The 12,380-nt window shown below is 41.7% G+C and carries 14 protein-coding genes; all 14 read right to left on the bottom strand.

What is annotated here, in order from left to right; all coding sequences use genetic code 11:
• Positions 1 to 55: 55 nt before the first annotated feature.
• A complete protein-coding gene (locus J2X69_RS13270) occupies positions 56 to 307 on the bottom strand; it encodes a hypothetical protein (protein ID WP_310103989.1) in 252 nt (83 codons plus the stop codon).
• Positions 308 to 486: 179 nt separating this feature from the next.
• Positions 487 to 1,017, bottom strand: a complete 531-nt coding sequence (locus tag J2X69_RS13265; protein ID WP_310104102.1) for a DUF420 domain-containing protein — start codon at positions 1,015 to 1,017, stop codon at positions 487 to 489.
• 4 nt (positions 1,018 to 1,021) lie between these two features.
• Positions 1,022 to 1,696, bottom strand: a complete 675-nt coding sequence (locus J2X69_RS13260; RefSeq protein ID WP_310103987.1) for an SCO family protein — start codon at positions 1,694 to 1,696, stop codon at positions 1,022 to 1,024.
• Between the two features lie 76 nt (positions 1,697 to 1,772).
• Positions 1,773 to 2,105, bottom strand: coding sequence for a cytochrome C oxidase subunit IV family protein (locus J2X69_RS13255; RefSeq protein WP_310103985.1), 333 nt, complete (start codon positions 2,103 to 2,105; stop codon positions 1,773 to 1,775).
• Positions 2,106 to 2,123: 18 nt separating this feature from the next.
• Positions 2,124 to 2,900, bottom strand: a complete 777-nt coding sequence (locus J2X69_RS13250) for a cytochrome c oxidase subunit 3 (protein ID WP_310103983.1) — start codon at positions 2,898 to 2,900, stop codon at positions 2,124 to 2,126.
• 27 nt (positions 2,901 to 2,927) lie between these two features.
• Positions 2,928 to 3,509, bottom strand: coding sequence for a cytochrome c oxidase subunit 3 (locus tag J2X69_RS13245; protein ID WP_310103980.1), 582 nt, complete (start codon positions 3,507 to 3,509; stop codon positions 2,928 to 2,930).
• A gap of 5 nt (positions 3,510 to 3,514) precedes the next feature.
• Positions 3,515 to 4,417 (bottom strand): heme o synthase, encoded by a 903-nt coding sequence (gene cyoE / locus J2X69_RS13240; RefSeq protein WP_310103979.1) that lies wholly within the window; start codon positions 4,415 to 4,417, stop codon positions 3,515 to 3,517.
• A 2-nt stretch (positions 4,418 to 4,419) separates the two neighbouring features.
• Positions 4,420 to 5,496: a COX15/CtaA family protein gene (locus J2X69_RS13235; protein WP_310103977.1), complete on the bottom strand. Its 1,077-nt coding sequence runs from the start codon at positions 5,494 to 5,496 to the stop codon at positions 4,420 to 4,422.
• Positions 5,480 to 7,363: a cbb3-type cytochrome c oxidase subunit I gene (locus J2X69_RS13230; RefSeq protein WP_310103975.1), complete on the bottom strand. Its 1,884-nt coding sequence runs from the start codon at positions 7,361 to 7,363 to the stop codon at positions 5,480 to 5,482. Before J2X69_RS13230 ends, J2X69_RS13235 begins: the two co-directional genes overlap by 17 nt.
• An 18-nt stretch (positions 7,364 to 7,381) precedes the next feature.
• Positions 7,382 to 8,413: a cytochrome c oxidase subunit II gene (locus tag J2X69_RS13225; RefSeq protein WP_310103973.1), complete on the bottom strand. Its 1,032-nt coding sequence runs from the start codon at positions 8,411 to 8,413 to the stop codon at positions 7,382 to 7,384.
• Between the two features lie 22 nt (positions 8,414 to 8,435).
• On the bottom strand, positions 8,436 to 9,728 hold the full coding sequence (locus J2X69_RS13220) for a quinol:cytochrome C oxidoreductase (RefSeq protein WP_310103971.1): 1,293 nt from the start codon (positions 9,726 to 9,728) through the stop codon (positions 8,436 to 8,438).
• Positions 9,729 to 9,730: 2 nt separating this feature from the next.
• Positions 9,731 to 10,456 carry a cytochrome c gene (locus J2X69_RS13215; RefSeq protein ID WP_310103969.1) on the bottom strand — a complete coding sequence of 242 codons (726 nt, stop codon included), beginning with the start codon at positions 10,454 to 10,456 and terminating at the stop codon, positions 9,731 to 9,733.
• Positions 10,457 to 10,469: 13 nt separating this feature from the next.
• Positions 10,470 to 11,000 (bottom strand): DUF3341 domain-containing protein, encoded by a 531-nt coding sequence (locus J2X69_RS13210; RefSeq protein ID WP_310103967.1) that lies wholly within the window; start codon positions 10,998 to 11,000, stop codon positions 10,470 to 10,472.
• Positions 11,001 to 11,002: 2 nt separating this feature from the next.
• A complete protein-coding gene (gene nrfD, locus J2X69_RS13205; protein WP_310103965.1) occupies positions 11,003 to 12,367 on the bottom strand; it encodes an NrfD/PsrC family molybdoenzyme membrane anchor subunit in 1,365 nt (454 codons plus the stop codon).
• Between the last annotated feature and the right edge of the window lie 13 nt (positions 12,368 to 12,380).

Below are 12,380 nucleotides of genomic sequence, written 5' to 3'. Positions count from 1 at the left end.
TAGATGTAAAATAAAAAAAGCAAAGTCCTTGATCAAACTTTGCTCTTCTATTCGTTCAGTGCAAGGCTATTTTTGCCTTCCTTTTTTTTGCATTTCTATACCAGAAAAAGCCCAGCACCATAGCTATGAGATATGGCATGACAAAAAGATACATGATGCCAAGATTCAAGCCCGCACCTATACTTGTCTCTCCATTACTTACATTATTCTCCACCGATGCCCTACACATGGCACACTGAGCAAAACCTGCTGTGTGAAACAGAAAAGTGACGAGTGAAAAGAATACTATTTTGAAAGCTTTTTTCATGTGATGATAATTTGTTTTTCAATGGCCACCCCGAATAGTCGGGGTAGGCTATGGAATCCCTGCCTAAAGGCGGTAGGCAGGTCGCATGTATTTATAATCATTCCAGTGTGTGTTCCCGTAGGTACGGGATCAGGCTCGATTTCATACTATATCCTACGCTTTATCAAGAACGCAGGTTTTCAATGTACATAATAAGGACTGATCATCAGGTAGACTATCACTCCGGTGACTGTCACATAAAGCCAGATTGGATAGGCAAATTTAACAACTTTTCTATGCTTCTCACGCTGATCTGTATATCCATAATAGTACGCGAAGAGAATAGGGAAAAGTGCTACAGCTGCCAAAATTATATGCGTAAGCAATAAGAAGTAGTAAATACTGCGGATCATCCCCTCACCACCGAAAGAGGTACTATCGGCTGCCGCATGATACACCACATAGGACACGAGGAATATTGCTCCCAAAGAAAACGCGGTAGTCATGGAGGCGCGATGCAACGGAATATTCCCTTTTTTGATGAAAAGGAGACCTGCAATCAAAGCTAAAGTAGCGGCAGAATTAATCACAGCATTCAGATGGGGAAGAAAATAAACCCACTCCGCACCCAGATCAATTTTAGATGGCATGAATATCAGCACCGCCACCACCACAGGAATGATTACAGAAATGGCAATAATCCAGCCCTTTACTTTCCCTTCATTTTCCATCAAACTATTTTCTTTCGCCAGCATGCATTAATACTTTAGTCTCTAACATCAATAAATCCACATCTTCGCGTGAAGTACCACTGTAATACCCCCTGATCCTTCCCAGCTCATCGATAAGCACAAACTTATCGCTGTGAACAAAGTCATCCGGAACTCCCAAACCATCCACAGTTGGGATGAGAAAGCCGCATTTGGCGAGGTCATAGGTTTCTTGAATTCCCCCTGTCAAAAAATTCCATTTTCCAGCCTCAGCATTATGCTTTTCGGCATATTCTTTAAGAATCTCAGGGGTATCATAGGTAGGATCGATACTGATAGACATGATCTGCACCTGATCATACTCCCTAAACATATCATTGACCCGTTCCATTTCGGCAGACATTTTGGGACAGATACTCGGGCATGAGGTGAAGAAAAAATCAACAATTGTGATCTTCCCTTCCATATCGGTCCTCCCTACTTTATCTCCTACCTGATTGGTAAAAGAAAACTCAGGAATGTAATGCTGGGTAGTATCAGCTATAGGACACTCACTGAAAGGGTTATCAACACCCTTTTCAAAGTATACAGGAATATCGTAACTGTTGCTTCCAAAACCTTTAAGAAACAGGAAAATCAAAATGGGCACCAAGAGGATGCATACCAACACCAACCCTTGCAATATTCTCAGACTTCTCATACTAGTGGTTTAACAAAAAAGAAGGTTAAAGTGTCTCACTTCAACCTTCTTTTATTATACAATTTATAAAACCTGATTAAAACCAGCGAAGTAAAAATATATCAGAGCCTTCCTTGATCAGGACGATTATCAACCAGAACAGAAATGTGATAGGCACGAGAATGGAATAGATCAGCGGCTTAACCTCATCTCCAAGGTGCATGAATTCCATCATAATATATTTGGCTTTCCATACGGTCAAGGCCATGAATAAGACATAAAGAATTATCCCTCTAGGCATGGTGAAAGCCATCACAAACTCTGCTGCAGTGATCAATAACAAAATCAAAGCTGTCTTCCAGATTTTCTTGATCTTATCGTTGTTTCTAGGTACAACGTTAAGTGTTGATTTATTTTCTTGAATATCCATAATTCTAATTTTTATAGCTTAGATCAGGTAGAACAACGTAAATACAAAGACCCAAACCAGGTCAACAAAGTGCCAATACAACCCGATTTTCTCAACCATCTCGTAGTGGCCTCTTCTATCATAAACTCCCACAGCTGCTTGATAAAACACCATGAATAGAAGTATTACTCCTATAGTAACGTGAAATCCGTGGAAACCGGTGATGAAAAAGAACAGATTCGCAAATGAAGCCGGCCCATATTCATTTACCAGTAGATTAGCTCCAAAGACAGTTTCCGTCACATTTCGGCTTAAATCATTGATATAAGTCAACACAACACCTCCGTCGGATCCATGGATAAAGTGACTCCACTCCCAAGCTTGACAGCTTAGGAAAGTAATCCCGCCCAAAAGAGTCCAAAGCATCCATTTCACTACATCATCTCTATCATTTCTATGACCGGCTTCCACAGCCAATACCATAGTAACAGAACTTGCAATCAAAATGAAGGTCATCAAACCTACAAATACAAGCGGTGCGTGAACTCCATGTACAAATGGGATGGCATCAAAAACCAATTCAGGAATCGGCCAGTATTCATTAGAACCTACAAACTCAGTAGCAGGCCCTGCATAAGAAGGATAACTGACACGAATCGCAAGATAGGTAATCAAAAAAGCGGCAAAAGTAAAGATATCCGAAAGAAGGAAAAACCACATCATGAGTTTTCCATAACTGGCTTTGAGAGGTTCGTTACCGCCTCCCCAGACGCCTCTTTTCGGGCTTACTCCTATAGCAGTAGAATGCGCAGACATAAGATATTGATTTGTACTTGGTTTATTTTAATGATTCAAAAGCAAAAACATAAATAGATACAACCACAAAGCAGCTAGAAAATGCCAGAATGTGGCAGCCATTTCAAGTGTATCCAGCGACTTGGAATGTACTTTATATTTATAGGTCGAAATTAATACAATAATCAGAAATATCACACCGCTGATTAGGTGAACGGCATGCAATCCGGTGAATACGTAGAGAAATGAGCCCGAAGGATTGCCTACGAAAAACACATTTTTATCCACCAACGCTACCCAACTAAACCACTGTCCCACGAGGAAAGTAATCCCAAAAAAGACAGCTAAGAAAAGACCTGCTCTAAGACCTCCAAAGTTATCTTTTTTTGCTGCTACATATGCGTATTGAAGGCAAATGCTACTTACGATTACTATGCCTGAGGTGTACCAGAAAATAGCAGGAAGTTCATATTCCAGCCAATTACCTTCTGATTGTCTCACAATGTAAGCACTGGTAAGTGCAGCAAAGATCATAACTATAGTCACCAAGAAAAGCCATAATGCAAATTTCTTTGGATGCATTGAGATCGGCTGATCTACTATATCTACATATTTTAGTTCCTTTTCCATCGTCGTTACGGTAGTTTATCCAATAAGTAAGCAATCTGTACGATGGGTAGGTACAAAAAGGATCCAAACATAATTCGAAGTGCAGATTTGCGTGAGCAGTCTTTCATCAACGAAAAGGTCTGGGCAAGAAATAACACTCCACACACGGTCGCCACAATACCTGAGGTCATTCCGGTAAGTCCAAAATAACTCGGCAGCAAACCCAGCGGTAATAGGAACAATGTGTATATCATAATTTGAATAGCAGTGTTCAGATCCTTACCGCCGCCGCTTGGAAGCAATTTGAATCCGGCTGCTTTGTAATCCTCATCTCCCACCCAGGCAATTGCCCAAAAGTGGGGAAACTGCCAGATAAACTGAATTCCGAAGATAATCAAAGCTTCATGAGAGATAGAACCGGTAGCGGCTGTCCAACCCAAAAGTGGGGGTAGTGCACCGGGAATAGCCCCCACAAATACTGCGATTGGCCCTACTCTCTTCAATGGAGTATAAACAAATACATAGAGTACCATACTTAATATTCCCAACCAAGTGGTCAAAGGATTTGTAAAGTACCAAAGCAAGCCAACCCCGACAATGGATACTATAGAGGTAACCCAAAGAGCTTCTTGAAGGGAAATAAGTTTTAAGGGAAGCGGGCGATTCTGGGTACGCTTCATTAGCTTATCCAGATCACGTTCCAAGATTTCATTGGCAGCGCATGAAGCCCCACTGATCAAGAAGCCACCAATAGCCAGTCCGATAAATCCAGACCAACCGAAACTCACCCCCCGATCACCAAGAATGTAGCCAAATACTGCAGAGAAGGTAACTAAAGCGGATAGCCTCAATTTTATCAACTCAGCGTAAGCTTTAATCTTGCCAACTACTAAACTACTAATATGGTCAGTTACTTCAACTGTCCTCATGATCAATTTGTATTTAATCGAAACTGAATGTTCTCTCTGATTTCTAGCAGCAAAATGACTTGCACCCCGATAATCAAAGAACCTAATAAGAGATGGATAGGCTGAAGAAATGCAGGAATACCAAAGTATGCCATTGCCATTCCTGTAGCTATTTCCAGTATAATCAGAATCATCAAGACCTGAGACCAAAGATTTACTTGAGATCTTCTCAGGGTGTATTTATACGCCCAGATGAAGTACAATATGTGAATTGCCAACAGAATTATAGAAAAGGACCGATGAATCAGGAATTCCAAACCTATCCGTCCTATCCACTCGTCCCTTAGCATATCTCCAAGCGAAGAGGAAATGATATCAATTTGCTCCCGTACTTGCGTACCTAGGACAATTTGGACCAACATCAGAATAGTACCAATCAACAAGATCAGCTCTATTCGTCTGGGGACGTCCATCTTTACTCCTTTACTTTTGATCAACCTACCAGACCTGTGGTAAACGTAGATCAGTAGAGAGACCAGTAGCAAAGCCAGCATCATATGGAAAGTGATCATCCAATGAAGCAAATTTGTAGAGACTACTATAGAGCCTATCCATCCTATGAAGATGACAAGGATAAGATTGAAAACAGATAAAATCGGTATCCATCGATCAACCTTTCTGAGAGGAATTGACTTCCAAACAGTAAGAATAATCAATAGCCCTATCACCACACCTGCCAATCGATTAAGATATTCTATCCAGGTTTTTACCGGGTTAAACTCTTCCTCAACAAGGATAGATTTGTCATTCGCTATTTCTTCCGCCTTCTCTGAGAATCCTAATTTTTCAAGTGTTGCCACAAACCGTTCGTTCTTGGCCAATCTTTTAGTGAGATAAATCTCCTGATAATTTGTAGGCAGCTGATCCACACTAGTCGGAGGAATCACGCTGCCGAAACATTTCGGCCAATCGGGACAACCCATTCCTGAACCGGAACTTCTAACTATCCCACCGATTAATATCAGTATATAGACAGCTATCACCGTGGCTAAACTCACCCGGCGAAAGCTATCCAATGATTTATTAGTGGCTTGTTTCATTTGAAGCCAAAACTGTCTCCTCATCCTTCATGATTTCCAGTTCCACTTTTACCAATTCCTGCTCATGGGGTAGATTAGACTCCGGTGTAGCGGAAAGAGGAACAGTCTGAGGGATGAAATCATCTTCTGCACCCGGCTTGGAATAATCATAAGGCCATCTGTACACAGAAGGAATTTCTCCCGGCCAGTTGCCATGTCCCGGTTCCAGAGGAGTGGTCCACTCAAGAGTATTGGATCTCCATGGATTCTCAGTCGCCTTTCTACCTCTAAACATGGAGTAAAAGAAGTTGAACAAAAAGATGAACTGTGCTAAGAAGGTGATAATCGCCGCAACTGACACAAACATGTTCAAATCCGTGTACATATTGGCAAAATCGAAGTTTGTCCAGGTATAATATCTTCTAGGAAATCCTGCAATACCGATGTAATGCATAGGGAAGAATACCATGTAAACACCTACAAATGTGATCCAGAAGTGAACGTAGCCCAGCTTGGCATCCATCATTCTTCCAAACATCTTAGGGAACCAATGGTAAACTCCTGCAATCATCCCGAAGAATGAAGCAGATCCCATCACCAAGTGAAAGTGGGCTACTACAAAGTAAGTATCATGAAGCTGAATATCGATAGCGGAATTTCCAAGGAAAATACCTGTCAATCCCCCTGAGATAAAGAAAGATACAAGACCAATGGAAAACAGCATTCCCGGAGTGAAGATCAAATTACCTCTCCACAATGTAGTCAAGTAGTTAAATACCTTTACTGCTGATGGTACCGCAATGATCAACGTCAAGAACATGAAAATAGATCCTAGGAAAGGATTCATCCCCGACACGAACATATGGTGAGCCCAAACAACAAAGGAAAGAACTGTAATACCCAACAATGAAATAATCATCGCTTTGTATCCGAAGATTGGCTTTCTTGAGTTGGTGGCTATTACTTCGGAGGTAATTCCCAAAGCAGGGAGCAAGACAATATAAACTTCGGGGTGACCCAAGAACCAAAACAAATGCTGATACAGAACCGGGCTACCTCCGGTGTTTGGAAGAGCTTCTCCATTGATATAAATATCAGATAGGTAGAACGAAGTGCCAAAACTTCTGTCAAACACAAGTAATAAAGCTGCCGCAAACAATACAGGGAAGGACAATAGACCAATCACTGCCGTCAGAAACAAAGCCCAAATCGTCAAAGGAAGCTTGGAGAAAGACATTCCTTTAGTTCTAAGGTTAATTACGGTAGTAATGTAATTGATACCTCCCATTAGAGAGGATGCGATAAAGAAAGTCATTGCAACCAGCCAAAGCGTCATCCCCAATCCAGAACCGGGAATAGCTTGTTCTAAGGCAGATAGAGGTGGATATACCACCCAGCCACCTGAGGCTGGACCAGTCTTAAGGAACAAGGAGATAAACATGATCACACCTGAAAGGAAAAACAACCAGTACGAAAGCATGTTCATAAATCCTGAAGCCATATCCCTAGCTCCAATTTGCAAAGGAATCAGAAAGTTGGAGAACGTTCCACTCAGACCGGCAGTCAGTACAAAGAATACCATGATGGTACCGTGCATTGTCACCAAGGCCAAATAAAATGTAGGATCCAATGCTCCTGTTTCATCAATCCATCCGCCAAGAATCGGACGAAGGAAAGACATGTCCATCTCAGGAAACCCTAATTGTAATCTAAATAGGATAGAAAGAAACCCGCCAAGAAGAGCCCAAAACATACCTGTAACCAGATACTGCTTCGCGATCATTTTGTGATCTTGGGAGAAAATATATTTTGTTACAAAATTATCATGGTGCTCATGGTCGTGATGATCGTGTGCTGCGTCATGATTTGCGACAGATGCTGTAGACATAATCTATAATTTTGTTTATTACTTTTCGCTTAATTGAATTTCCGCAAGCTCTTTAGTCTCTGAAGAAAGACCATTTGCTAAAGCCGGGTTCATTTGGATGAAAGACTTCTGCTCTGAATACCACTTCCGGTATTCCTCCGGCTCCACTACCTCAATAATTTTTTTCATAGAGAAGTGGCCTCTTCCACAGATTTCCGCACAGGCGATCTCGTAGACAAACTCAGGGTTTCCTGTTTCCTCTCTCATTTCAGCTGTGGTCTTAGTGGGTACAAACCAAAAACGCGTGGGCATTCCGGGTACAGCATCCATTTTCAATCTCATGTGAGGAGAAAAAACAGAATGTAGTACATCTCTTGCTCTAATCTTGAAAAGAACAGGCTCCCCTTTTGGGATTACGATTACAGGAGACGGAAAATCATCGATAGAATTCTTATCGTTGAAATCGATTCCATGTGCATTCGTTGCTGTGATCAGTCGATAGTCGTAATCTCCAAGTACATTGTCTTTGCCCGGATATCTCACGTCCCAAGCAAACTGATATCCCATGATCTCTACTGTATGGGCATTCTCAGGTGCCGGAGCAGTAATATCAGACCATGCTACCCAACCGGATATCACCAAACCTGCAAGTACAACGGCCGGAACAATAGTCCAGATAATCTCAAGCTTGTTATTGTCAGGATAGAAATCTGCTTTTCGTTTCTCGCTATACCGGTACTTGTAAGGAAAAATAAACAGCAACACATGAGTAATCAAAAATACTACTCCTGTGATTGCCATTGTCCACCAAAACAAGGAATCCGTAACTACACCGTGCTCAGATGCAATAGGCAGTTGATAATTGTCAAATTCTTTGATAGAATACCAAAACATCAAGGTGCCGGCACCCACCAAAAAAACTATGAATAAAATTGCATTTACCTTATTACTCCCTGAGGCGATCTTTTTATCAGATCCTTTTACCACAGAGACCAACGTTTGGATTCGATATACCATCCATATTATGGAAAATATCAAAAGAACCCCTACTCCAATCAGAAATCCGTACATACCTTAATTATTTCGGCTGTTATTAAATGTGATGATGATAGCTTTCTTCAAGCATTGGATGGTTTTTAGGAACAAGGTTCCCTTTTGCCAATCCGGTAAGAACTACAAACGTGAAGGCTGCGCCATATACTAAGAACATACCAACTTCCATAAATCCAACGCCTCCATTATGCCCTAACGTACCCGGTTGAACCATTAGGAAGAAATCTACCCAGTGACCCGCAATGATCAAGGCACAAACCAACTTCAAGAATACTCCGTGTCTCTTGGAATCTCTGGTCATCAACAAAAGGAATGGCAAAACGAAGTTCATTCCCAGATTGACAAAGATATATGGACCATAGATATCGCTGGACAATCTCTCGATAAAGTAAACAGTCTCTTCAGGGATGTTGGCATAATAAATCAACAAGAACTGGGAAAACCACAGGTAAGTCCAGAAGATTGTGAATCCAAAGATGAATTTACCCAAATCATGAACGTGATTCTCATTAACCATCTCAAGCAATCCTTGGCTCTTCAAGAATATTGTAATCAACGTGATCGTAGCTAAACCTGCCACAAACCAAGAGGAGAAAACATACCATCCAAACAGGGTAGAGAACCAGTGTGTGTCAATTGACATTACCCAGTCCCATGCAGAGATAGAAGATGATACAGCAAAGAAGATCAAGAAAAAAGCTGACCAGCTTCTGATTTTATACCAAGAAGAAGTACCTCCGATCAAATCCTCATTATAGGTAAAGCTTTGGAACTTCTTGAAAAAGAATACCCAGAATCCAAAGAACAAAACCATTCTCAAAATGTAGAATACAGGGAATGTTCCTTTAGCCATAGGCCAGTAGAAGAAAGCTCCTTTACCGTCTATGATACTATCATACTGAGGAGAAGTGGTGTCAAACAGGTAAGCATGTGTCCAGTGAAAAAGACTGTGATTTGCCACGAAGAAAGTGACGATCATCAAAACACCTGCAATTGGAAGCCAATTACCCAAAGAAAGCATTACCCTGATTATGGCCGTAGACCAACCGGCTTGCGCCGCATATTGGATAGCAAAAAAGAATACGCCTATAATAGCAATACCCGTGAAGTACACATTGTTGATCCAAAGGTTAGCGTATAGACGCTCATACCAATGAAACGGATGGGCTTCAGCTTCTACAGCTTCGTGATGACCACCACCAAACATCGCCATTACGATACCTAGTACTAGTAACACAGCTCCGATTCCCAAAACCATTAATACGGTTTTTTTGGTAGCTGCGGTGAAATCAAATTTTTGATCCAGATTATAGTGTTGTACGTCGTGAGCCATAATTAATTAGCTGGAGTTTCTACTTGTGTAACATCTTGGTCAGCTTCTACCGCTGCTTCATTGTCAGTAGTTTGAGCTACTGCATTGTCAGCATTTTGACCGCCTTGGAGTTCTTGCTTCACGTAATGAACAATTTTCCATCTGTTTTCAGGAGTAATTTGAGAACCGTGAGCTCCCATTCTTCCTTTTCCTTTAGTGATCACATGATAGATGTGACCTTCCGAAAGAGAAGTATATGCGCCACCGGTAAGATTGGCTACACCTCCTATGATTTCACCTACAGGGCCGTCTCCCAGACCACCTGAACCGTGACACGGTGTACAGTAAAGTCCAAACAGTCTCTGACCGTCTTTCAATACTGCTTCAGAGACCTTGATAGGATTTTTCACGTTGGATCCCGCCTCTTCTACTTCAAAAGCTTTGTACCGATATGGCAAATAGCCTTCCTTATTTCTTGGGACAGTGTTTGCAACAGGCTCTCTCATATTCATGCTATGAGGATTGTTGATATTACTGTTGAAATATTCGCCTTTTCCATCTTCTCTATTAGAGATGATATTACCTTTTGTCTCCGAATCCATGATCTGAGTCAAAGGCTCGTAAGCCACAGAGTGATACATCTGAGGGGCATATTCCAATCCTTGATTCTCTCCTCCAGCTCTACAGCCCGCTAGGGAAATCCCTGCCACTGCAATCCCTAAAATACTTAGCGTTTTAGCAATCTTCATTTTTCCGGATTTACTATTCAAAACTTTTTCTATTAACCTCTGATGCTCCCGAAGATTTCAATATCTCTTCAATCTTAGCCAACTCAATAGCTGAATTATTCGCTATATCAATTGCCAACACATGCTTATCATCAGTAATCCTCAAATCAAATATTCTAGGCTGCGCCCAAGGCTTCAGATTGGTGCTCACCATAAACACTCCTACCATACCGAATGATGCCAATAAGACAGTCAATTCGAAAGTAACAGGGATGAAATCAGGGAAAGCGCCATGATCTTTTCCACCGATGATCATAGGCCAGTCAAATGCCATCATATAGTATTGCATAGTCAAAGCCAAAGTAGTCCCAAGTAAACCGAACAAAAAGGCTGCAATAGGCAATTTGCTTCTCTTATAGCCAAGGTAATCATCTATTCCGTGAACAGGATAAGGTGAATAAACCTCGTGGATTTTGATGCCTGAAGACTTTACTTCCTTGATCGCATGAAGTAAGACATCCTCATCTTCATAAACTCCGGTAACAAAATGTGTATCTCTTTCCATGATTATTTATTCACTTTATCAGATGAAGACTTCAATACAGATTTAACTTCAGCCATGTTGATTACCGGGAAGAATTTGGCAAACAGGAAAAACAGGGTGAAGAACAAACCAAAGGTAAACAGGTAAACTCCTACATCAGTCCAGCTAGGGTAGAACATCGCCCATGAAGATGGCAGGTAATCTCTATGAAGAGAAGTCACGATGATCACAAATCGCTCAAACCACATCCCTATGTTCACTACGATCGACAAAGCAAACGTAGCTACGACAGAAGTACGGATCTTCTTAAACCAAAATAGCTGAGGGGAGATTACGTTACAAGTCATCATAGACCAGTATGCCCACCAGTAAGGACCCGTTGCACGATTGATAAATGCATATTGCTCTGCTTCTACGCCTGAATACCATGCAATGAAAAACTCGGTGATGTACGCGATACCTACTATAGACCCGGTGATGATAATTACAATATTCATCAACTCAATGTGTCCTATCGTGATGTAATCTTCCAGCTTATATACTTTTCTGGTGATAATCATGAGCGTCAATACCATCGCAAAACCGGAGAAAATCGCACCCGCAACAAAGTATGGAGGGAAAATCGTGGTATGCCATCCCGGTATGACAGAGGTAGCAAAGTCAAAGGATACAATTGTGTGTACAGAAAGTACAAGAGGAGTAGCCAAACCTGCAAGAATCAAAGAAACGGATTCGTACCTGCTCCAGGATTTTGCTGCGCCATCCCATCCGAATGAAAGAGCACCATAAATAACCTTTCTGAGGCCTGTAGCTCTATCTCTGATAGTAGCGAAATCAGGAATCAAACCAATGTACCAAAACACCAGAGATACAGAGAAGTAAGTAGAAATCGCAAACACATCCCAAAGAAGCGGGGAGTTAAAGTTCACCCATAGAGATCCAAAAACGTTTGGAAGGGGAAGTGCCCAATAGGCTCCCAACCATGGACGTCCCATGTGAAGTACCGGAAACATTGCCGCACAGATAACCGCAAAAATAGTCATCGCTTCTGCGGCTCTGTTGATGGACGTTCTCCACTTCTGTCTGAAAAGTAGTAATACAGCTGAAATAAGCGTACCGGCGTGACCGATACCTACCCACCAAACGAAGTTGGTGATATCCCAAGCCCAGCCTACGGTTTTGTTAAGACCCCACATACCAATGCCTTCCCAAACGGTGGCAACAACAGCTATAGATCCTAAAGCCAAAACACCGGCAGAAGTAAGAAAAGCAAGAAACCACCTGATATTTGGCTTTGCTTCTACATGGCGCGACACATCATGTGTCACATCATGGTAGGATTTACCCCCGGTAACTAACGGCTCGCGTACGGATGAAGTAACCTGCATAGTTTAATAAATT

Origin of the sequence: Algoriphagus sp. 4150, assembly GCF_031457395.1 — a bacterium.
In the GTDB taxonomy this organism is placed as follows: Bacteria; Bacteroidota; Bacteroidia; order Cytophagales; family Cyclobacteriaceae; genus Algoriphagus.
Note: the sequence above shows the minus strand (reverse complement) of the source record. Positions and strands in the feature narration are given on the sequence as shown.